This is a genomic window from Thioalkalivibrio sp. ALgr1, assembly GCF_000378285.1.
Lineage (GTDB): Bacteria > Pseudomonadota > Gammaproteobacteria > Ectothiorhodospirales > Ectothiorhodospiraceae > Thioalkalivibrio.
The window spans coordinates 855,659-882,500 of sequence record NZ_KB905132.1 but is presented as its reverse complement, the minus strand read 5'-3'; the positions used below and the strand labels follow the sequence as shown (position 1 = coordinate 882,500).

Sequence of the window (26,842 nt, the reverse complement as noted above, 5' to 3'; positions counted from 1 at the left end):
GCCCTGCCCCAAAGAGCACGGGGCCCGAGCATTTCTCGCCCCACTGGCTCCGCCAGGTTGGCGGCGAACGGCTCGACCGCCTGAACACCGAGGACGTTCAGGCCACCCTGGTCGAACTTACGGTGGAGGGGGTGCGGCTGACGCTCGAATCCCTGCGCACAACCGCACCCGATCGCGTCATCGTCTGCGGCGGCGGCGCCCACAATGGCTACCTGATGGAACGACTGCAAAGCCAGCTGGCCGGCAGCACGGTCGAGACCTCCGAACACCACGGAACCCCCCCTCAGCAGGTGGAGGGGGCCGCCTTTGCCTGGCTGGCGTATCGCCATCTGCAACACGAGGCCGGCAACCTGCCGGAAGTCACGGGTGCCCGTGGGCCACGCATCCTCGGCTGCCGGATCCCCGGACGCGCACCGGAATCCACATAGAAATACGCACAAAAAAGGCCCGACCGAAACGGCCGGGCCCTGACAATGCGATAACAGCCCTGGACGTCAGACCGAGAAGCTGGACCCGCAACCGCAGGTGGTCGTGGCGTTCGGATTGCGAATCACGAACTGCGCGCCCTCCAGACCCTCGGTGTAGTCGATCTCGGCACCCGCGAGATACTGAAAGCTCATCGGATCGATCAGCAGGGTCACCCCTCCGTTCTCGACCACGGTATCGCCGTCGCCCACCGTCTCGTCAAAGGTAAAACCGTACTGGAAGCCGGAGCAACCACCACCACTGACGAACACCCTCAGCTTGAGGTTGTCGTTGTTCTCCTCCTCGATCAGCCCCTTCACCTTGTTCGCGGCGGCGTCACTGAAGATCAGCGGGCTCGGGATCTCCATGTCCATGTCTGCCTCGGTATTGGACGTCATGGCTTCGGACATTGGGTGCCTCCTGTAAGAATCATTTTCATTCACGCTACGGAATACTGACCGTCAGCGTCAAGAATACCCCACGAATGATGCTGGGCCACCTTTGGCGAAACGCGGGTCGCACCGGCCACCGTCAGGAGACCGCAGTCTGCGGCTCACCCTGCTCCACGGGCAGCTCCTCGAGTTCGCCCTGCAGCGGCTCTTCCATTCGCTCGAGCTGGCCGTCGATACTCGCACCCTCGGTGATCTGCAGACTCTTGTAGTACAGATGCCCGTGCAGCCGCGCGGTCGCACCGAGTTCGACGTACTCGCTCATATGCATGTCGCCGCGCACTTCGCCGTTCACGACCAGGTGCGGCACCATCACCTGCCCCTCGACGACCCCCTGGGGAGCGACCATCAGAACGGCGGAGGGATCACTCGGCGCACGAATGCTGCCGACCACGCGCCCCTCGACATACAAGCCCCCGCTAAACTCCAGCTCGCCGCGCACCACGGCGTTCTCCCCAATCATGGTGTCGACCCGGCGCGTCCGCTTGCTGCCGCGCCCCTTCTTGCGTCCGATCATGCCCCTTCTCCCGCCATGCGGCCCCACTCTCCGCGCTTCATGACTGCGTCGGGGCCATCGTCTTCATCGGGCTCCACCCTAACGGCTACAGCTTCCGGGGTGAAATCCTCCGGCAATACAACGCGTACGCGCGCGTTTCGCAGCAACCGGAAACCCTCGATTGTACGTTCCTGCTCCACGCCCAGGTCATCGTGATCGAGGGTTGTATCTTCATCGTCCCCCTCGAAACGCCCGGTAATCTCTACCGACCAACGCACATCCAGCGACCGGTTCAGGCCCGGTCGGTAGATCTGAAACACGACGTCCCAGACCCCGGACTGGCCTGTCTCCTGCAACGCCAGGTCGCGCAAGCCCAGACTCGAGTCATCATTGTTTTCCGCCAGTCGCTCGTAGAACGCCACTTCATCGCGCAACCGTGCGAGCTCGGTCTCCTGACGCTCGACATCGTCGCGATAGGCATCGACCTCGGTCTCCAGCAGCGACAGCCGCCGCAGCGCACGCTGCTGCTCGGCCTCTGCCTGCTGACGCGCCTCGACCTCGCGCTGCAGTTCGTCCGTCAGGGCATCAATGCGTACCTGGGGGTCAATCACGCCCTCGTCCGGCCAGTGCGTCCACAACCAACCGCCGATCCCGGCCACCAGCAGAAAAGGCGCCAGCAACAACACGCCCAACCCCCAGCGCCGCCGACGCTGTCGCACCGGCCGTGGTGGCGGGATCCGGGGGCGGCGTCGCGGCACCGGCGTCGGGAGCTTGGACATAAGGCAACCGAGCTACGGGAAGACCGCCAACTCGCGCAACCCCTCGTCCTCCGGGCAATCGAACATGAGGTTCATGTTCTGTACGGCCTGCCCGGCCGCCCCCTTGACCAGGTTGTCGATCACCGACAGCACCACCAGTCGATCCGAGTGCGGCGGCCGTGCCACCGCGATCCGGCAGCGGTTGGTGCCCCGCACGCTGGCCGTTTCGGGATGCGATCCCGGCGGCAGGACGTCGACGAACGGCTCATCGGCGTAGCGTTGCTCGAAGCAGGCCTGCCAGTCGGTCTCGGCTAGTCGCGGCCGCAGATAGAGGGTTGCATGGATGCCGCGCGTCATCGGCACCAAGTGCGGCTGGAAGATCAGCCCGACCTCGCCGCCGGCCACACCACTCAGGGTCTGATGAATCTCCGGCCAGTGCCGGTGACCGCCGGCCGCGTAGGCGCGGAAGTTCTCTTGCACCTCGGCGAACAGACCGCCAATCTGCGCCTTGCGCCCCGCACCGCTGACCCCGCTCTTGGCGTCCGCAATCACGTCGGCCGGGTCGATCAGACCCTGTTCCAGCAGCGGCAGGACACCGAGCGTCACGGCCGTCGGGTAGCAGCCGGGGACGGCAATCAGCCGCGCCGGCCGGATCCGGTCACGGTGAATCTCCGGCAGGCCGTAAACCGCCTCGTCGAGATACTCCGGGGCCCCGTGCGCCTGGCCATACCAGTGCGCCCACAGCTCCGGGTCACGTATACGAAAGTCGGCTGACAGGTCGATGACCCGCACCCCGCGCTCCAGCAGCGCACCGGCCATCGCATGTGCCACGCCATGCGGCGTGGCAAAGAACACCACGTCGCACTCGCCCAGCACGTCGGGGTCCGGCTCGCGAAAGACCGCATCCACGGCCCCGCGCAGACTGGGGAACAAATCGGCGACCGCAGTCCCGGCCTCGCCGCGCGAAGTCACCACCGCCAGCTCCGCCGAAGGGTGTCGGGCCAGCAGGCGCAGCAACTCCACGCCGGTGTACCCGGTCGCACCGACAACCCCGATGCGGATAGGTTTGCTATTGGTCGTTGCCGTCATGCTGCGGCATGATACCGGCTTACCACAGAGCACGGAACGAAGGCCCACTCAGGCCAGTCGAATCCGGCGATCATTCGAACCAACAGGGACCCCTGTACCCATGAGCAGCTTTCGTATCGACCGCAAGGCCATCATTGGCGGCATCTTCATCCTGGCCCTGATCGGGGTTGCCCTGGCGATCTGGCTGACCGATGACGGCATGCGCCCGGCGCCCGACTTTACCGCCACCACCCTCGATGGCGAGAAGGTCTCGCTGTCGGATTACGAGGGGCGCCCGGTGATGATCTCCTTCTGGGCCACCAACTGCCCATCCTGCGTGCGCGAGATCCCGAAGCTGATTCACCTGCACGAGACCTATGCCGAGAAGGGCTTCGAGCTGCTGGCGGTCGCCGTCTCCTACGACCCAATCAACCGGGTGGAGTCGATGCGCGAGGACCGCGAGATGCCGTACAAGGTGATCCATGACGCTGAGGACGGCATGTCGCAGGCGTTCGGCGGCGTGCGCCTGACCCCGACCACCTTCGTGATCTCGCCCGGCGGCCGCATCGTCTACCAGAAACTGGGCGATCCGGACTTCGAGCAGATCGAACGCCACCTGCAGCGCTGGCTGTCCTGAGCCAGCCACCACCGGCACCCCTGGGAGATCTGAAGCATGGAAGCCTACAACTGGCTGCTCAGCCTGCACGTGATCTTCATGGTCACCTGGTTCGCCGGGCTGTTCTATCTGCCAAGGCTGTTCGTCTATCACGCGATGACCGACGACGCCCTGGGTCACGAGCGCTTCAAGATCATGGAGCGCAAGCTGTTCTACGGGATCATGACGCCCGGCGGGGTGCTGACTATCGCGTTTGGCGGGGCCATGCTGGCCCTGATCCCGGGGTATCTGAACGAGCCCTGGATGCACTTCAAGCTGACGCTGGTGGCCTTGCTGGTGATCTACCACATCTGGTGCGGCTGGATCGTGCGCGACTTCCGGGATGATCTGAACCGTCGCGAACACACCTGGTTTCGCTGGTTCAACGAGTTTCCGGTGCCGATCCTGGTCGGGGTGGTGGTGCTGGTGATCAACCGCTCCATCGAGGATGCATTGATCGCAATCGGGGTCGTGCTGGCGATCTTTGTGCTGGCCGCACTGATCGGCTGGTGGAAACGCCGGCGCGAGGCCGCCTGACGCAACCGAATCAGTTCTTCCCCGCGCGCACCAGCCCGCCGAGCCCGGCCTGCACCAGGGCATTGTTCAGCAGCGAGCGGATCTGCTCCGCGTTCTCCAGCATGCGGCACTGGGCCAGCAGCGCCTCGGCGCGATCCGTGGAGAAGCTGCGGATCACCCATTTCACCCGCGGGATTGCGGAAACACTGACGCTGAGGCTGTCGATCCCCATGCCCAGCAGCAGGATCACCGCGGCCGGATCGGCCGCCATCTCGCCACAGGCACTAACCGGCTTGCCCGCCCGGTGCGCCCCGTCGGTGATGGTTTCCAGCGCGCTGATGCAGGCCGGGTGCAGAGTGTCGTAGAGGCTGGCCACACGCGCGTTGTTGCGATCCACCGCCAGCAGGTACTGCACAAGGTCATTGGTCCCCACCGACAGGAAGTCCACGCGCCGCGCCAGCGTCTCCGACAGATAGACCGCGGCCGGGACCTCGACCATCACCCCGACCTTGGGCATCGGGATCATGAACCCCTCGTCCAGCAACTCCTCGCGGGCCCGGTTGAGCAGTGTCATGGCCCCCTTCAGCTCGTCCAGCGCCGAGATCATCGGGAACAGGATCTGCAGGTTGTCGTGCGCGCAACTGGCCTTGAGCATCGCACGCAGCTGGGTCAGGAAGATCTCCGGGTGGTCCAGCGAGATGCGGATGCCACGCCAGCCCAGGAACGGGTTGTCCTCCTTGACCGGAAAATACGGCAGCGCCTTGTCGCCGCCGATATCCAGCGTGCGCAGCGTGACCGGCATCGGATCGAATGATGCCAGCACCTGTTCGTAGAGCTGGACCTGCTCTTCCTCCCCGGGGAAGCGGTCGCGAATCATGAACGGGACCTCGGTGCGATAAAGCCCCACGCCTTCGGCCCCGGACTCCAGCGACGGCTTGATATCGGCCAGCAACCCGGAGTTCGCCAGCACCGGGACCGCCACACCGTCACGGGTGGCCGCCGGGTCCTTGGCCAGGGCCCGCAGGTCCTCGGCGAGCTCGCGTTCCTCGCGCACCAGACGCTCAAACTCGGTGCGCAACTCCGCATTGGGGTTCACGAACAACCGGCCACGATAGCCGTCGACCAGGATCTCGCGGTTCTCCAGTCGGCCCACCGGCAGCTCAGAAACCCCCATCACCGCCGGGATGTTGAGCGCCCGCGCCAGGATCGCGATGTGCGAGGAGCCCGTGCCCTTGGCCGAGACCATCGCTCCCAGCCGCTCGATCGGCACCTCGGCCAGGTGGGATGCGGTCAGGTCATCACCCACCAGGATGCCGCCATCCGGGAATTCCTCCTGGCTGCGCTCGGCCGGCAACAGGTGCGACAGCACCCGCCGACCCAGGTCTCGCACATCGGACGCGCGCTCGCGCAGGTACGGGTCCTCCATGTCGTTAAACACGCGAACGCTCTCACGCACGGTGTCACGCAGGGCGGCGGGGGCCCACTGGCCGTTGCGAATGCGCGCCTCCGTCTTTTGCACCAGCGAGTCCGAGCCCAGCAGCATCAGATAGGCGTCGAACAGCACCTGCTCGTCCGCGCCAAGGGCCTCGCCCATGCGCTGCTTGAGATCCTCGATTTCGGTGCGCGTCTCGGCCACCGCCTTGGCAAGGCGTTCGAGTTCCTCGTCGACCCCGACCCCCTCGCGGTCCGGGATGGAGTCGAGATCCGCCAGCCGATAGGCGACCACGGCCCGGCCAATCGCAACCCCGGGAGACCCGGCGATCCCGGTCGCCTCGACATTGACGTGCCCAATCAGCGGGGTCTCGGAGGAGATCTCGTCGTTGAATTCCGCGTAGGCAATCGCACCGGCCAACTGCGCGGCCAGGGTAATCAGAAAGGAGACGTGCTCGTCATCGAACTTGCGCGCCTGGTGCTGCTGCACGACCAACACCCCCAGCAGGCTGCGCTGGTGGATGATCGGCACCCCGAGAAAGGCCAGGAAGTGCTCCTCGCCGGTCTCCGGGAAATAGCGAAAGCGCGGGTGATCCTGGGCACTGTCCAGGTTGACCGGCTCGGCGCGCGAGGCGACCAGGCCCACCAGGCCCTCGGAGGGGTCCATCTCGACATGTCCGATGGATTCCTCGCGCAGACCCTCCGATGCCATCAGCACCAGGCGGCCCGACTGCGGCGACTTCAGGTAGATCGAGCAGACGTCGATATCCAGCGCGGCCTTCACGCGGGTCACAATGATATGCAGCGCTTCGAAGAAATCGGCAGCGCCATTCACCTCCTGCACCACGCGGCGCAGGACCTCCAGCATCGAGGGGGGATTCGGGTTCGTCAACGTGGCGACACCGGGGAGACCTGTGACGGGGCCTGATCGCTGGCGTCACGTCCGTGGGCATTGCGCGGGCGCCGGGCTTCCAGTTCCGGGAACATCAGCGGCACCAGCTCGCACAGCGCACGGCGATAGACCTGGCGCTTGAAATGCACGACCTCGCGTGCCGGGCGCCAGTAATCGATCCAGCGCCAGTCGTCGAATTCGGGGGTACCCATCGCATCCAGGATCACGTCGCTCTCGTTGCCCATCATCCGTAACAGGAACCAGCGCTGTTTCTGGCCGATGCAGACCGGGCGGCGATGACGCCGCACCATGCGCTCCGGCAGGCGGTAGCGCAGCCAGTGCTGGGTATTGCCGAGCACATCGACATGCTCGGGCAGCAGGCCCGTCTCCTCGCGCAACTCGCGGTACATCGCCTGCTCCGGCGTCTCTTCCGCGCGGATACCGCCCTGGGGAAACTGCCAGGCATCTTGGCCCACGCGCTTGCCCCAGAACAGCTGGCGCTCCCGATTGCACAGGATGATGCCTACGTTGGCTCTATACCCCTCACAATCAATCACTTGCATCAACCAGACGCTTTCTTCACTGATTGCATTGTTCCACAGCCCGAGGCCCCGCGGCAAAGACCTTGGGAAACGCTGATGAATGTACACACTCGCGTTGGTACCCCAGGTTTTCCGAGACAAGGCGCGCCGTGCAGCGGGTAGTGGTTCTACCCACAAGCGGCGCAACGCAGGATCGGGGAACCTGAGGTACCAACCCCGCAAGCGATTGAATGCCGGGGCTCGGCCGCTTTTGCATGCGCACGGCGTTGCGGCTCCCTTGTGCAGAATGACTGCACGACAGTCGCCGCGCCTTGTTCGCAAGCAAAAGCGACTTGAGCGCGAGCGTGTACATCCATCACCGTTTCCCACGCATCCCCCGTGGCAGGACGGGCAAAGCTGCGTGCGAAGTCATGCCCCGGTAAACTCCCGCCGTCTTCCCAGCGCGACCTCTAATCCGCGGAGCGATCCATGAACCTGGCCCTGTTCGACCTCGACAATACCCTGCTCGCCGGCGACAGCGATCACGCCTGGAACCAGTTCCTGGCCGAGGTGGGTGCCGTGCACCCGACCTGTCACGCCGAGACCAATGACCGCTTCTATCAGGAGTATGTCGCGGGGACCCTCGACATCCACGAGTTCTGCCGCTTCGCGTTCAGCCCGCTGGCCGAGCACCCGCGCGCACAGCTGGAACAATGGCGGGAGCAGTTCATCGAGACGCTAATCCGCCCGATGATCGCCCCCGGCGCCAAGCGTCTGCTGGCCCGGCACCGGGAGGCCGGTGACGAGCTGGTGATCATCACCGCGACCAACCAGTTCGTGACCCAGCCAATCGCCGACATCCTCGGCGTGGATCACCTGATCGCCACCCTGGCGGAAGAACGCGAGGACCGGGAGTTCACCGGTGAGCTGACGGGCGTACCCTGCTTCCAGGAAGGCAAGATCGAGCGCCTGCGTCAGCACCTCGCGGATCACCCGGACCCCGAGGGCACCATCACGCAGGCCAGCTTCTACAGTGACTCGCGCAACGACATCCCGCTACTGGAGCAGGTCGGCCGCCCGGTGGCCGTGGACCCCGACCCGACTCTGGCCGCGCATGCCCGCGAACGGGGCTGGCCAGTGATCTCGCTGCGCGAGCCGGAAGGCTCGGTCAGCTGAACAGACCGGCCATCTGCTCCAGCCGCTGACCGGCCGGAGTATCCCCCTTGCCGGCGGCCACAACCGCATCGCGGTAGCCGGTCACGAGCTCCGGCACCACGGCCGTCACCTGCTTGCGGCGCAGACGCCCGGCGCCAGTGACCGGCCAGGTCGCGCGGAAGTCGCAGTTATCGAGCGCATCACAGACCCACAGGCTCCATTCGTGCCGCGTCACGTCGATCTCGTGCTGGCGGATCACCAGGCGATAGACATGCTCGGCATTCATGTCCGCCATGCCCACCCCGGGACCCACGTGCTCCACCTGCAGCTCGGCGGCGATCCGGTTGATCTCCTGCTCCAGCGCGGCCAGGGCCTGGTCGACCTCCGCATTCAGCGTACCGCCGGCCTTGGCGGCGGCGACCAGGGGACGGATAGTCTCGACTTCGAACTCGTGGCTCATGCTGCGTACACTCCCGGGATTCGGAACAGGAACGCCCCGGGGGTGCCGGGGCGCGCGCAACCTTAGCACGGGAGCCCCCATTCATGAATCATCCCCCGATCGCGCTGACCATTGCCGGCTCCGACCCCGGTGGCGGCGCGGGTCTGCAGGCCGACCTGACCACCTTCACCCGCCTCGGCGTACACGGGGCCACGGCGGTGACCGCGATCACCGTGCAGGACACCCGCAACGTGGTGGATTTCACCGTGCTGCCGCCGGAGCAGCTGCGCGCCCAGATCGAGGTCACCCTGGCCGATCTCGAGGTCGCGGCGATCAAGATCGGCATGCTGGGCGCGGTGGAAAATGTCACCATCGTCTCCGCACTGCTGAACGCACACCCGCACATCCCGGTGGTACTGGACCCGGTGATGGTCGCCGGCGGCGGCGGGGCACTGGCCACCGAGGCGGTCGTCGACGCCACGCGCGAGGCCCTGCTGCCGCGCGCCACGCTGATCACCCCGAACGGCCCCGAGGCCGCCCGCCTGGCCCGCAGCGAAGACCCCGCGCAGTGGGGCCACCAGCTGCGCCAACTGGGCGCGCGCAACGTGCTGGTCACCGGCGGGCACGAGGGCGCCGAGCAGGACCCGATCATCAATCGTCTCTACCGCGAGGACGACCACATGCGCCCGTTCGAGCTGCCGCGCCACCCGGCCGGCTTCCACGGCTCCGGCTGCACCCTGGCCGCGGCGATCGCCGCCTTCCTCGCCCGCGGCCGCGACATCGAACCGGCCGTGATCGAGGCCCAGGCCTTCATGAACGATGCCATCGCCCGCGGCTATGCCCCCGGCCACGGCCAGCACATCCCCAACCGCCTGTGCCCGCATGACGACTGACAGCCGAGCGCCCCTGCGCGGGCTTTACTTCATCACCCCCGCGGTACCGGAGGGCGCGGACCCGCGCGCGACCCACCTCGCCCATGCCGCGGCCGCGCTGCGCGGCGGCGCCAGCCTGATCCAGTTCCGCGACAAGGAGCTGCAAGGAGACGCGCGCGAGGCGATCGCCCGCGAGCTGGTCGCCCTCGCCCACGCGCACGGGGCGCGCTGCATCATCAACGACGACACCGAGCTGGCCGCGCGCATCCAGGCCGATGGCGTACATCTGGGCCGCGACGACCCGGACCCGGCCGCGACCCGCACGCTCCTGGGGCCGAACGCGGTCATCGGGGTCTCCTGCTACAACGAGCTGGCGCGCGCCGAAGCTGCCGCCCGGGCCGGCGCCAGCTATGTCGCCTTCGGCACCATGTTCGCCTCCCCGACCAAGCCGCAGGCCGCCCATGCCGGGCCGGAGCTGATCCGCCAGGCACGCACGGCCCTGGACCTGCCGATCTGCGGCATCGGCGGCATCACCCCGGACAACGCGGCGGAGGTGGTCGCGGCCGGGGCGGATCTGGTCGCCGTGATCCAGGGCATCAGCGCCGCGCCCGCCCCGGAGGCCGCCGCCCGGCGCATCAGCACACTGTTCGACTGACCACTTTGCACCGCCCGGCGGCCGCCGCTATGGTTGCCGGGCCTACCGATTCCATTGAACTACAGGGACACCGTCATGCAGGAAACCGAGCGTCTGTTCGAGGCCGCCAAGCAGCACATCCCCGGGGGCGTGAACTCCCCGGTCCGCGCGTTCAAGGGCGTGGGCGGCACCCCGATTTTCATGGACCGCGCCAACGGCGCCTACATGTGGGACGCCGATGGCCAGCGGTACATCGACTACATCGGGTCCTGGGGCCCGATGGTGGCCGGTCACGCCCACCCCGAGGTGATCGAGGCGGTGCGCGAGGCCTGCAACAACGGCCTGTCCTTCGGCTGCCCGACGCGGCTGGAAAACGACATGGCCGCGAAGGTCTGCGAACTGGTGCCCTCGATGGACCTGGTGCGCATGACCAACTCGGGCTCCGAGGCGACCATGAGCGCGATCCGGCTGGCACGCGGCTACACCGGGCGCGACCGCATCGTGAAGTTCGAGGGCAACTACCACGGCCATGGCGACTCCCTGCTGGTGAAGGCCGGCTCCGGCGCCCTGACCCTCGGCCAGCCGAGCTCCCCCGGCGTGCCGAAGGAGCTGGCCGCCCTGACCAGCACCCTCACCTACAACGACGCCGATGGCGTGCGCGCCTTCTTCGCCGAGAAGGGCGACGAGGTCGCCTGCATCATCGTCGAGCCGATCGCCGGCAACATGAACTGCATCCCGCCGGAACCGGGCTTTCTCGAAACGCTGCGCGAGGTTTGCGACCAGCACGGCGCGGTGCTGATCTTCGACGAGGTGATGACCGGCTTCCGCGTCTCGAAGAACTGCGCACAGGGCTATCTCGGCGTCACCCCGGACCTGACCACGCTGGGCAAGATCATCGGCGGCGGCATGCCGGTGGGGGCCTTCGGCGGCAAGCGCGCGATCATGGAACACCTCTCGCCGCTGGGTCCGGTCTACCAGGCCGGCACCCTGTCCGGAAACCCGATCGCGATGACCGCCGGGCTCAAGACCCTGGAGATCCTGTCGCGTCCGGGCTTCCACGACGAACTGGAGCAGCGCACGAAGAAGGTCGTCGCGGGCTTCGAGGACGCCGCGCGCGCGGCCGGGGTCGCCCTGACCACCAACCAGGTGCCGGGCATGTTCGGCCTGTTCTTCTCGGACCAGAAGGTCACCGACTTCGCCGGGGCCACCGCCTGCGACACCGCCGCCTTCGGCCGCTTCTTCCACGCGATGCTGGGCGAGGGCATCTACCTGGCGCCCAGTGCCTTCGAGGCCGGCTTCATGTCCAACGCCCACTCGGAGGCGGACCTCGACGCTACCATCGAGGCCGCCCGCAAGTGCTTCAAGGCGCTCTGAGCGCGCTCCCTCCCCCCTGAACAGTGGGCCGGCACCCCAGCGGCTTGCCGGCCTACTGTTCCCTGACCCACCACCCGGCGCTACGCACGAATGATCGATACGCTGACCCAGTCACCGTTGGCGCTGGCGCTGCTATTTGTGCTTCTGGGCCTGGTCGCCGGCATCCCGGCCGGGATGTTCGGCATTGGCGGCGGGCTGATCCTGGTGCCGGTGTTCGTCGCGATCTTCAGCCTGCTGGCCTTCGACTCGGCCAGCCTGGTACAGCTCGCGGTCGGCTCCTCGCTGGGCGCCATCATCCCGACCGCGATCCTGTCGGCCCGCGCCCACCATCGCCGGGGCGGCGTGGACGGCGCGGCCGTACGCCGGCTGCTGCCCGGCATCATCGTCGGGGCCCTGCTCGGGGCCTGGCTGGCCACGCGCATCGACTCCGACCACCTGGGGCGCATCTTCGGCGCCTTCGAGGTCGCGATCGGAATCTGGATGCTGCTCAACGTTCAGCCGCCGAAGGCGCCCGTGCCGAGGCGCAGCGTCTGGCTGGGCGGCGGCACCGTAATCGGGGCCGTCTCCTCGCTGATCGGCATCGGCGGCGGCACGCTGACCACGCCGTTCCTGGTCAGCCAGGGGCTGGAACTGCGCCGGGCGATCGGCTCGGCCGCGGCCCTCGGCGTGCCCATCTCCATCGGCGCGAGCCTGGTGTTCGCCCTGCCGCAGTGGACCGATCCGGCCTACCAGGCGCCAGAATGGGCGCTGGGGTATCTCTACCTGCCGGCCATCCTCGGCGTGGTCATCGGCACAGCCATCAGCGTGCGCGCGGGCGTCTGGCTCACGCATCACCTGCCCGTCGCCATCCTCCGCCGCGGCTTCGCCGGCGTCCTGATCCTCGCCGGTATCCTGATGCTCCTGCGCTAGTCCAGCTCATCGCTGCGCCTCCCATACGTGGCCCCGCGGCCTTGTGCCTCCGCCTTGCCGGTTGGTGTCTGGGTCTGGTTCGACCTCGGATGTTTACGGTGGCTTCGTCCGGCCGCCTGCCTGCGCTGTTTCGCCAGCGCGCCTCGAGTTACTTCTTTGCTCGTGCAAAGAAGTAACCAAGAAACACGCCCGGGATTCGCCCGGGGACCTTGCTCCGGACGCGCCAGGCCGGCGGCGCTGAAACTCGCTGCGCTGTCGCTTCGCTCAGACAGTCAGCGCCTTCTCCCGGCCTGTCACGCCCTCCACAAGGGGCTCATATCGGGAGGGTAGGTCAAAACAGGCGGTATTCGAGCACCCGCGACAAGCCCGAACTGTAGGGTGCGTTGAGCGCAGCGAAACGCACCGTTCCGGCGTCGGGGCAACCCTGATGCGATTCGCTGCGCTCATCCGCATCCTACATGGAGTCTGGCGCCCGCTCGCGGGCGCGGCACGCCAGGGCCGAAGGCCGCGCGTGCCCAGGATGTCGGGACACCTCGCCTCCATCCACTGGCGCGAACGTCAGAACCGCCGTTGTCTTGACCTTATCCCCCCGTATGAAGCCCCTTGCGGAAGGGTCCTCGGGACGGAAAAGAGGCGCTGACTGTCTGAGCGAAGCCGAAGGCGTAGCGAGTTTCAGCGCCGCCGGCCCGAGGGCCCTGGAGCAAGGTCCCCGGGCGGAATCCGGGTGCCCTTCTTTGGGTACTTTCTTGGGCAAGCAAGAAAGTACCTCGCGGCGCGCTCGCGAGTGAGCGCTTGGCAGGCGGCCGGACGAAGGCACGTAAACACCAGAGGACGAACCGGGGCCAGCCTGAAAAGACGGAGCTACCGACGAAGGCGCTCCAGGCACTCGGGGGTGGAGACCCGGGGTGCCCAGCCGAGGTGCTCGCGGGCGCGCGAGCAGTCCATCTGGAGGGCGCCGTCGAGGCCCTGGACCCATCCGGGATCGCCGGCATGGCGGGTGAATCGCCAGGCCAGAGGGTGCAGCGCCCGGATCAGGCCCGGGGGCACCGGGATGCCCCAGCGGCGTCCGTGTAGCGCCATCCGGCGCATGGACCAGACGGGCTCGGCCCCGAGGTTGAAGATCCCCTCCGCCTGGCGCACGACCGCTCGCACCACGGCGTCCGCGGCGTCGTCCTCCCACAGGATCTGCACCGGCACCTCGACGCCACCCGGATACACGCGACTGCGCGCAACCCGGCGCAGCAGCGGGTGGGCATTCGGCCCCACGATTGCCGGGGGTCGGAGGATGCAGGTGGTCAAATCGGGATACTGCGCGCCAACCGCCAGCAGGGCCTGCTCGGTGGCGACCTTGTCCTCGGCGTACGGGAAGCGCGGCCGCGCCAGGCTGCGCTCGGTCAGCGGACGCGGCGAGTCCGACCACGGCCCATAAACCGCGGCGCTGGAGAGAAAGACGATCTGGCGCACACCGGCCGCGGCGGCTGCCTGAAAGACGCGGCGGCTCAGCTCGACATTCTGCGCGCGCACCCAGTCGCGGTCGCGGCGCCGGCGCCCGCCCTGCCCGCCCATCAACTGGAAGGCGAGGTGGATCAGGCTGTCATGCCCGGCCAGGTGTTCCGCTCCGAGATCCGCGAGATCGATTTGCGAAGAGGTCGTGTGCGCGTTCGCGGCAATCGGGCGGCGGTCGATCGCGGTGACCGACTGGATACCTTCGGCGGCGGCCAGGGCCGGAATGAGCACCTGCCCGAGGCGCCCGGCGGCGCCGGTCACGGCGACCCGCATGGATGGCTATCCAGCCGTGCCGGTGGCGCCCGGGGCGCGCTCGGCAAAGGCCGGCATGACCTCCTCGGCAAAGCAGTCCATGGACTCCAGGGCGAGCTCGTGGGGCACGGCCCCGGCCCCAAAGGCCAGCAGGACCTGGTCGACCCCCGCCTCGCGCAGCCCCTCGATGCGCTCGCGACACTCGGCGGGCGTGCCGACCAGCGTCATGCCCAGCATGTCGAGGATCTTCAGGTTGATCCCGGCCTTGACCAGATGGCGGAAACGGCCCAGCGAACGGTAGTAGTCGTAGCCCTCGATCAGGCGCTCCAGCACCGGCAGGGTCTGCTGGAACATGTGGCGATAGAACCACTCGAAGGCGGGCTTGGCCTCGCGGCGGGCGCGCTTGCCGTCGGGCAGGCACAGCACCCCGAGGGTCATCCCGACGCGCGGCGGGTGGGCGATGTCGGTGCGCGTCGTGTCCCAGGCTTCGTGGTACAGGCGGATGTCCTCACGGATCATCTGCCAGGGCTTGAACGGACCCGCCAGCGCGCCGATGCCCTGCTCGGCGGCCCAGGTGAAGGACTCCGGGCTGACCGCGGCGGTCCAGATCGGCGGGTGCGGGTCCTGCACCGGGCGCGGCATCACGGGCACGTCGTCCAGGTGATGGAACGGGCCGTCCTGGGTGATCCGACCGGTGGCGAAGGCCTGGCGTAGCGCATCCAGACCGGCATCGACCCGCGCGCGGGACTCGCTCATCTCGGCGCCGAATGTGGCATATTCGCGCGGCGAAAAGCCGCGCCCGATGCCCAGGTCCAGACGCCCGCCGGAGAGCTGGTCGAGCATGCCGACCCGCTGTGCGACCCGCAGCGGGTGGTGGTAGGGCAGCGGGACCACGCCGAGGCCCAGACGCAGGCGTTCGGTGCGCTGGCTGGCCGCGGCCAGCACCAAATCCGGCGCGGTGCTGTGGGAGAATTCCGGCATCAGGTGGTGTTCCACCAGCCAGGCCGTGCCGTAGCCAAGACGGTCGGCCTGCTCCCACAGGGCCAGGGTCCGGTCGATCACCTCGGTCTCGGAGGTCTGCAGAAACTCCGGGACCGAGAGCTCATGAAAGAGGTCGAAGCGCATGGCATCAACTGTGCCGCGCGCGCGTTGGGGATACAAGCAAGCCCGTCAGACTACGGTTGAACGAAGGACACGCGGATGTCGAAGGATCAACAAGCGCTGGAGCTGCAGGCTGCCGGGGTCGCGGGCCCCGGTGAGCCCTGGTGGGAGACCTTTTTCCCGGACGACCTCCCGACCGACTGGCAGCTGGAGTACTACACCCACTATCACAGCCGTCTGTTGCTGCCCGCCACTGCCTGGGCGGCACCGGGTGAAGGCCCGTTCGGGCCCTGGGCCGAGGCGGTCCCCGCCAAGCTGCAGCTGACACTGGAGTGGCCCGGGGGTCTTCCGCCGGAGGCGGGTGCGGCCGCCCTGGCCCGAATCGAGAACGACCTGGGTGAGACGCTGCAGGGTGTGGCCCTCGGTGTCATGGGTGCCGAGGATGCCGCCGCCGTGGAGGCGGCACTCGAGGCCGGCCACGTGAAAACCGCCGTGCTGACCGGACCTGCCGAGGCACACACACTGCCGGGCACCCGCGAGGCCCTGTGGTATCCGGGCCGAGACGGCGCTGGCCTGTGGCAGATCGAACCGGAGGCGGACCTGGACCCGATGGGGTGGCGCGCCTTGGTGGAGGCCCTGACCGCGGCCGGCGGCCAGGCTCCAACACCCGTGTTCCTGAGAGCGAGACCGGATCGACTTTCCGAGTTTCGCACCATCGCCCAGTTGCTGGGGGTGGGATGAACTACCCCCAAACCGGTTTGACCGGGCATCGGTCCCGCGCCAGACTCCCGAGTCCCATAGGCCGTACGGCAAGAGGTGCCCGTGGCTGAGCCGGTCGCCGAAGACAGTCCGCATATCGTCATCGAGAACCTGCGCTTCCGGCGCGGGCGCAAGGTGATCTTCGAGGACCTGTCCATGCGCATCCCGCGCGGGCAGGTGACCACGGTCATGGGCCCGAGTGGCAGCGGCAAGACGACCCTGCTGCGCCTGATCGGCGGCCAGCTGCGCCCGGACGAAGGCCGCATCTGGGTCGACGGCCAGGAGGTCGCACGACTCTCGACCCGACGCCTGTACGCCCTGCGCAAACGCATGGGCATGCTGTTCCAGAGCGGGGCCCTGTTGACCGATCTCTCGGTGTTCGAGAATGTCGCCTTCCCGCTGCGCGAGCACACCGACCTCCCCGAGGACGTGCTGCGCACCCTGGTGCTGCTCAAGCTCGAGGCGGTGGGTCTGCGTTCCGCGCGCGACCTGGACCCTGCCTCGCTGTCCGGCGGCATGGCGCGGCGCGTGGCGCTGGCGCGCGCGATCGCGCTGGACCCGGACCTGATCATGTACGACGAACCCTTTACCGGCCTGGACCCGATCACCATGGGCCAGATCGTGACCCTGATCAGGCGCACCAACCAGAGCCTGGGGCTGACCAGCGTACTGGTCTCGCACGACGTTACCGAGGCCATGACCATCTCCGATCACGTGGTGCTGATTGCCGATGGCCGGGCAGTGGATGCCGGGGCACCCGACGACCTGCGTGCCCGCGCCTCCGACTGGAGCGCACAGTTCCTCGAGGGCCGCCCCGATGGCCCGGTTCCGTTTCATTATCCCGGCGACAGCTACCGCGAGGATCTGCTCGGGGTACGGGAGCGGCGCGATGATTGACGGAATTGCCTCGCTGGGTCGCAGCTCGCTGAATGCCCTGGTGGTCTTCGGCCGCGCGTTCCTCTTTCTACTCCAGGTGCTCGCCAGCCTCGATATCGTGATCCGGCGGTTCGGGCTGACAGTGGTGCAGATCTATTCGGTGGGCGTGCGCTCGCTGCTGATCATCATCGTCTCCGGACTGTTCGTCGGCATGGTGCTGGGCTACCAGGGATACATCACCCTGGTGAACTTCGGTGCCGCAGAGGCCCTGGGCGGCGTGGTCGCCCTGTCGCTGGTGCGCGAACTGGGCCCGGTGGTGACCGCACTGCTATTCGCCGGTCGCGCGGGCTCGGCACTGACGGCCGAGCTGGGCCTGATGAAGACCACCGAGCAGCTCTCGGCGATGGAGATGATGGCGGTGAACCCCTATCGCCGCATCTTCGCCCCGCGCTTCGTGGCCGGATTCCTCTCCATGCCGCTGCTGGCCGCGATCTTCAGCGCAGTGGGCGTGATGGGCGGTTACATCGTCGGCGTGGGCATGCTGGGCGTGGACAGCGGCGCGTACTTCTCGCAGATGCAGTCGGTGACCGACTGGAACGAGGATGTGCTCTCCGGCGTGATCAAGAGCATTGTGTTCGGCTTCGTGGTGACCTGGATCGCGGTATTCCAGGGCTTCAACGCGATGCCGACCTCCGAGGGCATCTCGCGCGCGACGACCCAGACGGTGGTGGTCTCCTCGCTGGCGGTGCTGGGCCTCGATTTCATCCTGACCGGGCTGATGTTCGGCACGGGCTGACCAACCAGTGTTTTCCTAGGCAGGTGGCAACAATGAAGGTACGTTTCTTCGAACTGGCGGTCGGCGTGTTTGTGCTGCTGGGTGTGGCGGCACTGTTCTACCTGGCGATTCAGGTGAGCAACGTGACCGACTACCACGACCGGGACACCTACACGGTGACGGCCTACTTCGACAACATCGGCGGGCTCAAGACGCGCGCGCCGGTCACGGTCTCGGGCGTGCGCATCGGGCGCGTCGCGGATATTCGCTATGATCCGGAGCAGTTCCGCGCCGAGGTCACGCTGGCGATCCGCGCCGAGCATGACTACCTGCCCATGGACACGCAGGCCGCGATCCATACCGCGGGACTCCTGGGCGAGCAGTACATCGCCCTGGAGCCTGGCGGCGACTACGACACCTTGCAGGACGGTGATGAGGTGATGTTCACCCAATCCGCACTGGTCCTGGAGAACCTGATTGGCCGTTTCATGACCAATATGGGTAGCGACTAAACCCGAACCGGGGACGACACGATGAAGACATTGCGATTTCTGGCGCTGCCGGCGCCGCTCTGGCTGCTCCTGCTGCTGGCCCTCCCGGGTGCCGCGCAGGCGGAGAACCCCACCGAGATCATCAAACAGTCCATCGAAGAGGTCTACGAGAAACTTCGGTCGAACGAGGACCGTGCCCAGGAAGATCCGGATTTCGTGATCGGCGTGATCGAAGACAAGATCCTGCCCGGCGTGGATGTCGAAGGCATGTCCCGGCTGGTGCTGGCGCGACACTGGCGCGACGCCTCCAGCGAACAGCGCGAACGCTTTACCAAGGCCTTCAAGAACACCCTGCTGCAAGCCTACGGCGTGCAGCTGGCGGACCACCTGGACAAGGATATCCGCGTAATCGAGCGCCGCTCGCGCCAGGATGACCGCATGGCCGTCGTTGCAACCGAGATCGTCATGGGCTCGGGGCAATCGAACTTGCAGGTCAACTACCGCCTGCGGCCGGTAAACGGGGAGTGGAAAGTGTTCGACGTCGAGGCCGAAGGCCTCAGCTTTGTCGGCAACTTCCGCAACCGCTTCAACGAGGAAATCAACCGCAATGGCCTCGACGCGCTGATCGAACGCCTCGAGGACGGCGACCGCGAGCTCGTCGATGACGCGATGGAAGGCATCGCCGACGAGGTCGACAACGGCGATGGCTGACGCCCGCCTGCACGCAACACCGGAGGGGCTCGCCCTCTCCGGCACGCTGACGCTGGCCACGGTTCCGGGCCTCGAGTCCCGCATTCGCGCCCTGCTCCCCGGGCTGCCCGCTCGCGCGCGGGTGGATCTCGGCGAGGTTACCCGCATCGACTCGGCGGGCGTGGCGCTGCTGGTCACCCTCTGGCGCCGTGTGCACGAACAGGGTGGCGAACTGGGTTTCCACTCCATCCCGCAGGGCCTGGCACCCCTCGTTGAACTCTACGATCTGCAATCGGTGATCGCCGACTCGGTTCCCGCGGCGCAGACCAACGCGGCCTGACGCCCGCCCCGCGACCGGAAACGCGCGCGCAGCGGGCAGATTCGTTATCATGGCGTGTTTCGCTGGGCCATGCTGGACCCTGCGACCGACCCGGGCTTTCCATGGACAAGCTGATCATCACCGGAGACCGCCGCCTGGAGGGGCAGGTCTGGATCTCCGGGGCCAAGAACGCGGTGCTCCCGATCCTGTCCGCCACCTTGCTGGCGGACGGGCCGATGACCATTGGCAACGTCCCGCACCTGCAGGACGTAACGACCACCATGGAACTGCTCGGCCGCATGGGCGTAAGCCTGACGGTCAACGAGCGCATGCGCATCGAGGTCGATCCGACCACCCTGACCCAGTGCGTGGCCCCGTATGACCTGGTCAAGACCATGCGCGCCTCCATCCTGGTGCTGGGGCCCCTCCTCGCCCGCTTCGGCGAGGCCGAGGTCTCGCTGCCGGGTGGCTGCGCGATCGGTTCGCGCCCGGTCAACCTGCACCTGCGGGGGCTGGAGGCGCTGGGTGCGGAGATCGACGTCGAGGGGGGCTACATCCACGCCCGCGCCAAGCGCCTGAAGGGTGCTCGCGTCGTGTTCGATCAGGTCACGGTCACCGGCACCGAGAACCTGCTGATGGCCGCCACCCTGGCCGAGGGCGAGACGCTGATCGAGAACGCCGCGCGCGAGCCGGAAGTGGTCGACCTGGCGGACTGCCTGACGGCGATGGGTGCGAAGATCCAGGGCGCCGGGACCGACACCATCCGCGTGCAGGGTGTCGAAAACCTGCAGGCCTGCGAATACGACGTAATGCCGGACCGCATCGAGACCGGCACCTTCCTGGTCGCGGCGGCGGTGACCCGCGGGCGCGTGCGCTGCCGCAATACCCGCCCGGAGCTGCTGGATGCGGTGCTGGCCAAGCTGGTCGAGGCCGGGGCGCGCATCGAGACCGGCCCGGACTGGATCGAACTGGACATGGAAGGACGTCGCCCGAAGGCGGTCAATCTGCGGACCGCGCCCTTCCCGGCCTTTCCAACCGACATGCAGGCCCAAATGATGGTGCTGAACACCGTCGCCGAGGGCACCGGGTCGGTCGTGGAGACGGTCTTCGAGAACCGCTTCATGCATGCGCTGGAACTGCAGCGCATGGGGGCGGACATCACCATCGAGGGCAATACGGCGATCGTCAAGGGCGTCGAGCGACTGGTGGGCGCGCCGGTGATGGCGACCGACCTGCGCGCCTCGGCCAGCCTGATCATCGCCGGCCTGGTGGCCGAGGGCGAAACCGCGGTCGATCGCATCTACCACATCGACCGCGGCTACGAATGCATCGAGGAAAAACTGAGCCAGATCGGCGCGGGCATCCGCCGCGAGCCGGCCTGACGCCTAGGGAAACACTGATCAATGTACACACTCGCGTTGGTACCCCAGGTTTTCCGAGACAAGGCGCGTCGTGCAGCGGGTAGTGGTTCTACCCGCCCGTTTCTGATTGATTCGGGGCGCAACGCAGGATCGGGGAACCTGGGGTACCAACCCCACAAGCCATTTAATGCGGGGGCTCGGCCGCTTTTGCGCGGGAACGGCGTTGCGGTTCCCTGGTGCAGAATGACTGCACGGCGGTCACCGCGCCTTGTTCGCACGCAAAAGCGACTCGAGCGCGAGCGTGTACATTAATCAGTGTTTCCCTCACAAACGCGAGACAGACCGACACCCGACATGATGGATCCCAACGCCCTGACCATCGCCCTGTCCAAGGGACGCATCCTCAAGGACACCCTGCCGCTGCTGGCCAGCGCCGGGATCGAACTCCTGGAGGACCCGGACAAGACGCGCAAGCTGATCCTCGACACCAACCGCGAGGACGTGAAGATCGTGGTGGTGCGGGCGACCGACGTCCCCACCTATGTGCAGCATGGCGCGGCAGCAATCGGTGTGGCCGGCAAGGACGTACTGATGGAGCACGGCGCGGCTGGACTCTATGAACCGCTGGATCTGCGCATCGCCGCATGCCGGCTGATGCTGGCCGGACGCCCGGGCCAGCAGCCGGACCCGCAGCAGCGCCTGCGCATCGCCACCAAGTTCGTGAACATCACGCAGAACTACTTCGCCCAGCAGGGCCGCCAGGTCGAGATCATCAAGCTCTACGGCTCGATGGAACTGGCGCCGCTGGTCGATCTGGCCGACTACATCGTGGACCTGGTCGACACCGGCAACACGCTCAAGGCCAATGGCCTGGAGCCGCTGGAACTGATTACCCCCATCAGCTCCCGGTTGATCGTGAACCAGGCAGCCATGAAGATGCGACATAGAACTATTCAAAATCTGATCGAGGGCCTGCGCGAGGCCGTCACGCCCGCGACGACGTAACGAGAGCATCATGACCGCCGATACCGACGACCTGAGAATCCGCGATATCCAGGAGGTGTCCGCCCCGGACACCCTGCGCGACGAACTGCCCATCACCGACGCGGCCTCCGAGACCGTGTTCGCGGCACGCCAGGCCTGCCACCGCATCCTGCATGGCGAGGACGACCGCATGCAGGTGATCGTCGGGCCCTGCTCGATTCACGACGTGGACGCCGCGCTGGAGTACGCCGAACGCCTGAAGGGCCTGCGCGAGGACCTGTCCGACGCCCTGCACATCGTGATGCGGGTGTACTTCGAGAAGCCGCGCACCACGGTCGGCTGGAAGGGCCTGATCAACGACCCGGACCTGGACGGCAGCTTCCACATCAACAAGGGTCTGCGCGTCGCGCGCGGGCTGCTGCGTGATCTGGCGATCAAAGGCATGCCGGCCGCCACCGAATACCTCGACCTGATCAGCCCGCAGTACATCGCGGACCTGGTCGCCTGGGGGGCCATCGGCGCGCGCACCACCGAGAGCCAGGTGCACCGCGAGCTGGCCTCCGGCCTGTCCTGCCCGGTGGGCTTCAAGAACTCCACCGATGGCAGCCTGCGGGTCGCGATCGACGCGATCCGCTCCGCCTCGCGACCGCACCACTTCCTGTCGGTGACCAAGGCCGGGCGCTCGGCGATCTTCTCCACCACCGGCAACGACGACTGCCACATCATCCTGCGCGGCGGCAAGCAACCGAACTACGATGCCGAGAGCATCGAACAGGCCTGCAAGGAGCTGCGCATGGCGGAGCTGCCTGAGCTGGTAATGGTCGACTGCAGCCATGCCAACAGCCGCAAGGACCCGAAGCGTCAGGTGGATGTGGCCCGCTCGCTGGCCGAACAGATCGCTGGCGGGGATCGCCGCATCATGGGCGCGATGCTGGAGAGCCATCTGGTCGGTGGCCGCCAGGACATCCTGCCCGGCAAGTCGCTGACCTACGGCCAGAGCATCACCGATGCCTGCATGGGCTGGGACGAGACCGAGACCAGTCTGAAACTGCTGGCGGACGCCGTGCGCGCGCGCCGCAAGACCGCCGTACCGGCCTAGGGAAAACGTCCAGAGGATCCCGACCATGCCCTCCATTGCCCGACTCGATACCCAGCAGCCCGACTTCGATCAGGCCCTGGAGCACCTGCTGTCCTGGGAGTCCGTCGCCGACACCGGCGTACGCGATGCGGTGGACGAGATCCTCGCCGCGGTACGCACCGAGGGCGACGCGGCCGTGCTGCGCTACACCGCCAAGTTCGATCGCCTCGATCGCAGCGCGGTCGCCGACCTGGAGATCCCACGGGAGCGCCTGCAGGCCGCGCTGGAATCGATCCCGGCGGAGCAGCGCCAGGCGCTGGAGACCGCCACCGCGCGTATCCGCCAGTACGCCGAACACCAGAAGATGCAGGACTGGGACTTCACCGATGCCGACGGCACGGTACTCGGCCAGCGCGTGACCGCGCTCGACTCGGTCGGCCTGTACGTCCCCGGCGGCAAGGCCGCCTACCCGTCCTCCGTACTGATGAACGCCGTGCCGGCCAAGGTCGCGGGCGTGGAACTGCTGGTAATGGTCGTGCCCGCCCCGGGCGGCGAACTGAACGATCTGGTGCTGGCCGCGGCCGCCGTGGCCGGGGTGGACCGCGTGTTCACCGTGGGCGGCGCCCAGGCCGTGGCAGCCCTGGCCTATGGCACCGATACCATCCCGGCGGTAGACAAGATCGTCGGCCCCGGCAACATCTTTGTCGCTGCGGCCAAGCGCGAGGTGTTCGGGACGGTCGGCATCGACATGATCGCCGGCCCCTCGGAGATCCTGGTGGTCTGCGACGGAGAGACGGACCCGGACTGGATCGCGGCCGACCTGTTCTCGCAGGCCGAGCATGACGAGCAGGCCCAGTCCATCCTGCTGTCCTGGGACGAGGCCTTCCTCGACCGCGTGGCCGAGGCCATGGACCGCCTGCTGGCCGAGATGCCGCGCGCCGAGATCATCCGCACCAGCCTCGACAAGCGCGGGGCACTGGTGAAGGTGCGCGACTCCGCCGAGGCCGTTGCCGTCGCCAACCGCATCGCGCCGGAACACCTGGAGCTGTCGGTGGCCGACCCGCAGGCGATGCTGGACGCCGGCCTGCGCCACGCCGGCGCGATCTTCATGGGCCGCTACACCTCCGAGGCCCTGGGCGACTACTGCGCCGGGCCCAACCACGTGCTGCCGACCTCGCGCACCGCGCGCTTCTCCTCGCCGCTGGGGGTGTACGACTTCCAGAAGCGCTCGAGCATCATCCACTGCTCGGCCGAGGGCGCGGCGAAGCTCGGCAAGACCGCCGCCGCCCTCGCGCACGGCGAGGGCCTGACCGCCCACGCCCGCTCCGCCGAACTGCGCGGCGGGCAATGAGCCTGCCGCACGAAAGCCGCAGCCCGGATGCCCTGATGCGTCCGGAGGTTCTGGCGCAGTCGGCCTATCAGGTGGCCGACGCGACCGGCCTGATCAAGCTGGACGCGATGGAAAACCCGCATCCCTGGCCCGGCGGTCTGGAAGACGCCTGGCTGGAGGCCCTGCGCGACCCGCAGCTAAACCGTTATCCGGACGCCGGGGCGCGCGAGCTGGAGAAAAATGTGCGCGCCGCTCACGGCGTGCCCGAAGCGGCCGGGCTGCTGTTCGGCAACGGGTCCGACGAACTGATCCAGATCCTGATCATGGCGGTCGCCGCCTCCGGCCGCCCGATCCTGGCGCCGGAGCCGACCTTCGTGATGTACGGCGTGCTGGCCCGCGCAATGGGCGTACCGTTCGTCGGCGTCCCGCTGCACCGCGATTTCACCCTGGACCTCGCCGCGATGCACGCCGCCCTGGCCGAACACGACCCGGCGGTCGTGTTCCTGGCCTATCCGAACAACCCGACCGGGACCCTGGACGACCCGGCCGCCGTGCAGGCGATCATCGAGGCCAACCCCGGCGTCACGGTGGTCGACGAGGCCTATGCCCCGTTCGCCGCCCACAGCTTCCTGCCGGAGGTCGGCCAGCACGACGGGCTCATGGTGATGCGCACGGTCTCGAAGCTGGGGCTGGCCGGCGCGCGGCTGGGCTATCTGGCCGCCTCCGCGGGCTGGATCGATGCGCTGGACCGGCTGCGCCTGCCGTACAACATCAACACCCTGACCCAGCGCTCGGTCACCTTCGCCCTCGATCACCGTGAGGCGCTGGATGACCAGGCGCGCGGCATCATCGAGGAACGCGGCCGGCTGTCCGAGGCGCTTGCGGCGATCGACGGCGTCGAGCACGTGTTCCCGAGCCAGGCGAATTTCATCCTCTTTCGAGTGCGCGAGGGGCAGGGGCACGCGAGCTTCGCGGCCCTGCGCGACGCCGGCATCCTGATCAAGGATGTTGGCCGCGCGCATCCGCTACTCGCCGACTGCCTGCGCGTCACCGTCGGCCGCTCCGACGAGAACGACGCATTTCTCGCGGCCCTGCGCAACGCCCTCGCCGGCTGAACCCTGATTTCCGAGGCTGGGCCTAGTTCACCCTCGGTGTTTACGCTGCCTTCGTCCGGCCGCCTGCCTGCGCTGACTCGCCAGCGCGCCGCGAGGTACTTCTTTGCTCGTGCAAAGAAGTACCCAAGAAACACGCCCGACTGCCGCGACCCCGGCCCGCTGTGCGGGCCGGGCTTTCCCTCGCTCCGAGGCTTTTCGCGGGCGGCGCTGAAACTCGCTGCGCCTTCGGCTTCGCTGAGACAGTCAGCGCCCCCGTTTCTATTTTGAATCGTCCCGCGAAAACCCTCTCCACTCGGCGCGACGACAACGGGGGTGAAGGTCCAAAAAACGGCTGCCCCAGCGACGTAGCACATGGATGGAGGCTGGGTCTTCCGACATCTTCGGCACGCTCGGCCTTCGGCCTTGGCGTGCCGCGTCCGCCAGCGGGCGCCAGACCCCATCCTAGGATGTGATGAGCGCAGCGAATCGCATCAGGGTTTGCCCCGACCGTCGGAACGGTGCGTTTCGCTGCGCTCAACCGCACCCTACGGCGTTGGAGTTGGCTGCAGGCGTAGGGACAGCTTGTGTTTTGACCTTCATCCCCCCGTATGAAGCCCCTTGCGGAAGGGTTCTCGGGACGGACGATTCAAAATAAAAACGGGGGCGCTGACTGTCTCAGCGGAGCCAAAGGCGCAGCGAGTTTCAGCGCCGCCGGCCCGAGGGCCCTGGAGCAAGGTCCCCGGGCGGAATCCGGGTGCGCCTCGACGGGTACTTTCTTGGGCAAGCAAGAAAGCCAGTTGTTGATCAAAAACGGGCGCGGCGCGCTGGCGAGACAGCGCAGGCAGGCGGCGGACCGAAGCCACCGTAAACACCCGAGGTCGAACTAGACACAGCCTCGCAAAGGCATGGCGGCAGGAGAGGGACTAGGCGTCCTCGCCGAAGCGGTTGGCGACGAGTTCGGTGAGGGCGTCGAGGGCCTCTTCGGCGTCCTCGCCGTCGGTGGTGATCGTGACCTCGCAGCCCTGCGCCGCCGCCAGCATCATCACCCCCATGATGCTCTTGCCGTTCACTTCCTGGGCGTTCCGGGAGACGGTCACATCGGACGCGTACTGGCTGGCCAGGCTCACGAACTTGGCCGCCGCACGCGCATGCATCCCCAGACGATTAACGATGGGGACTTCGCGCTGCGGCATCCGAACACTCCTGGTCACAAAGAAGGATGCCATCGTGCCCGCCGGACAGGGCCTTGTTGACCAGCTCCGTCAGCGGCAGATGGCGGTAGTTCAGCACACGGATCAGCATCGGCAGGTTGATCCCGGCAATGACGCGGGCGTTCGCGCCCCGGGCCACGCGACTGGCCACATTGGATGGGGTGGAGCCAAACATGTCGGTCAGGATCAGCACGCCGGAGCCGGAATCCAGCTCGCCCAGGCGCGCCCTCGCGCGCGCCAGCACCTCGTCGGGGTCGTCATTCTGCGACATCGCCATGGACTCGCAATCCTCGGGCAGGTCGCCCAGCATGCTCTGGGCCGTCTGCAGCAGGGTGTCGCCGAGGTTTTGATGCGTGATCAGGATCAGACCAACGCCCATGG

General features: G+C 67.3%; 30 protein-coding genes (1 of these 30 only partly in view). 19 read left to right on the top strand and 11 right to left on the bottom strand.

What is annotated here, in order from left to right; all coding sequences use genetic code 11:
* Positions 1 to 428, top strand: the 3' end of a protein-coding gene (locus F466_RS0104235; RefSeq protein ID WP_026278813.1) for an anhydro-N-acetylmuramic acid kinase. 703 nt of this gene lie to the left of the window's left edge; 428 of the gene's 1,131 nt are visible here — the last part of the coding sequence; the start codon falls outside the window, past its left edge; it ends in the stop codon at positions 426 to 428.
* Positions 429 to 494: 66 nt separating this feature from the next.
* On the opposite strand, the gene erpA is transcribed toward F466_RS0104235, so the two are convergent.
* The 4 genes from erpA to argC form a co-directional block, all read right to left on the bottom strand.
* Positions 495 to 875, bottom strand: coding sequence for an iron-sulfur cluster insertion protein ErpA (gene erpA, locus F466_RS0104230; protein ID WP_018137831.1), 381 nt, complete (start codon positions 873 to 875; stop codon positions 495 to 497).
* Positions 876 to 996: 121 nt separating this feature from the next.
* A complete protein-coding gene (locus tag F466_RS0104225; protein ID WP_018175377.1) occupies positions 997 to 1,431 on the bottom strand; it encodes a polymer-forming cytoskeletal protein in 435 nt (144 codons plus the stop codon).
* Positions 1,428 to 2,096, bottom strand: coding sequence for a DUF6776 family protein (locus F466_RS0104220; protein ID WP_018137833.1), 669 nt, complete (start codon positions 2,094 to 2,096; stop codon positions 1,428 to 1,430). Before F466_RS0104220 ends, F466_RS0104225 begins: the two co-directional genes overlap by 4 nt.
* A 105-nt stretch (positions 2,097 to 2,201) precedes the next feature.
* Positions 2,202 to 3,257, bottom strand: a complete 1,056-nt coding sequence (gene argC, locus F466_RS0104215; RefSeq protein ID WP_038082521.1) for an N-acetyl-gamma-glutamyl-phosphate reductase — start codon at positions 3,255 to 3,257, stop codon at positions 2,202 to 2,204.
* A gap of 100 nt (positions 3,258 to 3,357) precedes the next feature.
* On the opposite strand from argC, the gene F466_RS0104210 reads away from it, so the two are divergent.
* A complete protein-coding gene (locus tag F466_RS0104210) occupies positions 3,358 to 3,873 on the top strand; it encodes a peroxiredoxin (RefSeq protein ID WP_018993527.1) in 516 nt (171 codons plus the stop codon).
* 36 nt (positions 3,874 to 3,909) lie between these two features.
* Positions 3,910 to 4,428 (top strand): CopD family protein, encoded by a 519-nt coding sequence (locus tag F466_RS0104205; protein WP_018649256.1) that lies wholly within the window; start codon positions 3,910 to 3,912, stop codon positions 4,426 to 4,428.
* A 10-nt stretch (positions 4,429 to 4,438) separates the two neighbouring features.
* On the opposite strand, the gene ptsP is transcribed toward F466_RS0104205, so the two are convergent.
* Together ptsP and F466_RS0104195 are read right to left on the bottom strand one after the other, a co-directional pair.
* A complete protein-coding gene (ptsP, locus tag F466_RS0104200) occupies positions 4,439 to 6,706 on the bottom strand; it encodes a phosphoenolpyruvate--protein phosphotransferase (protein WP_018993526.1) in 2,268 nt (755 codons plus the stop codon).
* Positions 6,707 to 6,726: 20 nt separating this feature from the next.
* Positions 6,727 to 7,293, bottom strand: coding sequence for an RNA pyrophosphohydrolase (locus F466_RS0104195; protein WP_018137838.1), 567 nt, complete (start codon positions 7,291 to 7,293; stop codon positions 6,727 to 6,729).
* A gap of 447 nt (positions 7,294 to 7,740) precedes the next feature.
* On the opposite strand from F466_RS0104195, the gene F466_RS0104190 reads away from it, so the two are divergent.
* Positions 7,741 to 8,427 (top strand): HAD family phosphatase, encoded by a 687-nt coding sequence (locus F466_RS0104190; protein ID WP_018137839.1) that lies wholly within the window; start codon positions 7,741 to 7,743, stop codon positions 8,425 to 8,427.
* Here F466_RS0104190 and F466_RS0104185 read toward each other — a convergent pair.
* Positions 8,420 to 8,866 (bottom strand): hypothetical protein, encoded by a 447-nt coding sequence (locus F466_RS0104185; protein ID WP_018137840.1) that lies wholly within the window; start codon positions 8,864 to 8,866, stop codon positions 8,420 to 8,422. The genes F466_RS0104190 and F466_RS0104185 overlap by 8 nt on opposite strands.
* 83 nt (positions 8,867 to 8,949) lie before the next feature.
* On the opposite strand from F466_RS0104185, the gene thiD reads away from it, so the two are divergent.
* The 4 genes from thiD (at position 8,950) to F466_RS0104165 (ending at position 12,634) form a co-directional block, all read left to right on the top strand.
* Positions 8,950 to 9,738, top strand: a complete 789-nt coding sequence (gene thiD / locus F466_RS0104180; protein ID WP_018993525.1) for a bifunctional hydroxymethylpyrimidine kinase/phosphomethylpyrimidine kinase — start codon at positions 8,950 to 8,952, stop codon at positions 9,736 to 9,738.
* Positions 9,728 to 10,372 (top strand): thiamine phosphate synthase, encoded by a 645-nt coding sequence (gene thiE, locus F466_RS0104175; RefSeq protein WP_018993524.1) that lies wholly within the window; start codon positions 9,728 to 9,730, stop codon positions 10,370 to 10,372. The genes thiD and thiE overlap by 11 nt, the downstream gene beginning before the upstream one ends.
* 75 nt (positions 10,373 to 10,447) lie before the next feature.
* Complete coding sequence (gene hemL / locus F466_RS0104170) at positions 10,448 to 11,725, top strand: glutamate-1-semialdehyde 2,1-aminomutase (protein ID WP_018993523.1); 1,278 nt, start codon at positions 10,448 to 10,450, stop codon at positions 11,723 to 11,725.
* A 90-nt stretch (positions 11,726 to 11,815) separates the two neighbouring features.
* Positions 11,816 to 12,634: a sulfite exporter TauE/SafE family protein gene (locus F466_RS0104165; RefSeq protein ID WP_018993522.1), complete on the top strand. Its 819-nt coding sequence runs from the start codon at positions 11,816 to 11,818 to the stop codon at positions 12,632 to 12,634.
* Between the two features lie 861 nt (positions 12,635 to 13,495).
* On the opposite strand, the gene F466_RS0104160 is transcribed toward F466_RS0104165, so the two are convergent.
* Together F466_RS0104160 and F466_RS0104155 are read right to left on the bottom strand one after the other, a co-directional pair.
* Positions 13,496 to 14,413, bottom strand: coding sequence for an NAD-dependent epimerase/dehydratase family protein (locus F466_RS0104160; RefSeq protein WP_018993521.1), 918 nt, complete (start codon positions 14,411 to 14,413; stop codon positions 13,496 to 13,498).
* Between the two features lie 6 nt (positions 14,414 to 14,419).
* Positions 14,420 to 15,517: an LLM class flavin-dependent oxidoreductase gene (locus tag F466_RS0104155; RefSeq protein WP_018137788.1), complete on the bottom strand. Its 1,098-nt coding sequence runs from the start codon at positions 15,515 to 15,517 to the stop codon at positions 14,420 to 14,422.
* Positions 15,518 to 15,592: 75 nt separating this feature from the next.
* Between F466_RS0104155 and F466_RS0104150 the strand changes: the two genes are divergently transcribed.
* From F466_RS0104150 to hisC, 11 genes are all read left to right on the top strand, one after another.
* Positions 15,593 to 16,234, top strand: a complete 642-nt coding sequence (locus tag F466_RS0104150) for a hypothetical protein (RefSeq protein WP_018137787.1) — start codon at positions 15,593 to 15,595, stop codon at positions 16,232 to 16,234.
* 81 nt (positions 16,235 to 16,315) lie between these two features.
* The gene (locus F466_RS0104145; protein ID WP_018137786.1) at positions 16,316 to 17,149 is read left to right on the top strand and encodes an ABC transporter ATP-binding protein; all 834 of its coding nucleotides are present in this window, start codon (positions 16,316 to 16,318) and stop codon (positions 17,147 to 17,149) included.
* The gene (gene mlaE, locus F466_RS0104140) at positions 17,142 to 17,924 is read left to right on the top strand and encodes a lipid asymmetry maintenance ABC transporter permease subunit MlaE (RefSeq protein ID WP_018137785.1); all 783 of its coding nucleotides are present in this window, start codon (positions 17,142 to 17,144) and stop codon (positions 17,922 to 17,924) included. The genes F466_RS0104145 and mlaE overlap by 8 nt, the downstream gene beginning before the upstream one ends.
* A gap of 32 nt (positions 17,925 to 17,956) precedes the next feature.
* Positions 17,957 to 18,415, top strand: a complete 459-nt coding sequence (gene mlaD, locus F466_RS0104135) for an outer membrane lipid asymmetry maintenance protein MlaD (protein WP_018137784.1) — start codon at positions 17,957 to 17,959, stop codon at positions 18,413 to 18,415.
* A gap of 21 nt (positions 18,416 to 18,436) precedes the next feature.
* Positions 18,437 to 19,105, top strand: a complete 669-nt coding sequence (locus F466_RS0104130; protein ID WP_018137783.1) for a phospholipid-binding protein MlaC — start codon at positions 18,437 to 18,439, stop codon at positions 19,103 to 19,105.
* On the top strand, positions 19,098 to 19,424 hold the full coding sequence (locus F466_RS0104125; RefSeq protein ID WP_018137782.1) for a lipid asymmetry maintenance protein MlaB: 327 nt from the start codon (positions 19,098 to 19,100) through the stop codon (positions 19,422 to 19,424). Before F466_RS0104130 ends, F466_RS0104125 begins: the two co-directional genes overlap by 8 nt.
* Positions 19,425 to 19,525: 101 nt before the next feature.
* On the top strand, positions 19,526 to 20,785 hold the full coding sequence (gene murA / locus F466_RS0104120; RefSeq protein ID WP_018993520.1) for a UDP-N-acetylglucosamine 1-carboxyvinyltransferase: 1,260 nt from the start codon (positions 19,526 to 19,528) through the stop codon (positions 20,783 to 20,785).
* Between the two features lie 333 nt (positions 20,786 to 21,118).
* Entirely contained in the window at positions 21,119 to 21,769 is a 651-nt protein-coding gene (hisG, locus tag F466_RS0104115) for an ATP phosphoribosyltransferase (protein ID WP_012981793.1), read from the top strand.
* Positions 21,770 to 21,779: 10 nt separating this feature from the next.
* Positions 21,780 to 22,847 (top strand): 3-deoxy-7-phosphoheptulonate synthase, encoded by a 1,068-nt coding sequence (locus tag F466_RS0104110; RefSeq protein ID WP_018137780.1) that lies wholly within the window; start codon positions 21,780 to 21,782, stop codon positions 22,845 to 22,847.
* A gap of 25 nt (positions 22,848 to 22,872) precedes the next feature.
* Entirely contained in the window at positions 22,873 to 24,177 is a 1,305-nt protein-coding gene (gene hisD, locus F466_RS0104105) for a histidinol dehydrogenase (protein WP_018175363.1), read from the top strand.
* Positions 24,174 to 25,271, top strand: coding sequence for a histidinol-phosphate transaminase (gene hisC, locus F466_RS0104100; RefSeq protein WP_018137778.1), 1,098 nt, complete (start codon positions 24,174 to 24,176; stop codon positions 25,269 to 25,271). Before hisD ends, hisC begins: the two co-directional genes overlap by 4 nt.
* 902 nt (positions 25,272 to 26,173) lie before the next feature.
* Here the strand turns inward: hisC and F466_RS0104095 are convergent.
* A complete protein-coding gene (locus tag F466_RS0104095) occupies positions 26,174 to 26,443 on the bottom strand; it encodes an HPr family phosphocarrier protein (RefSeq protein WP_018175361.1) in 270 nt (89 codons plus the stop codon).
* Entirely contained in the window at positions 26,415 to 26,840 is a 426-nt protein-coding gene (locus F466_RS0104090; RefSeq protein ID WP_018137777.1) for a PTS sugar transporter subunit IIA, read from the bottom strand. The genes F466_RS0104095 and F466_RS0104090 overlap by 29 nt, the downstream gene beginning before the upstream one ends.
* Between the last annotated feature and the right edge of the window lie 2 nt (positions 26,841 to 26,842).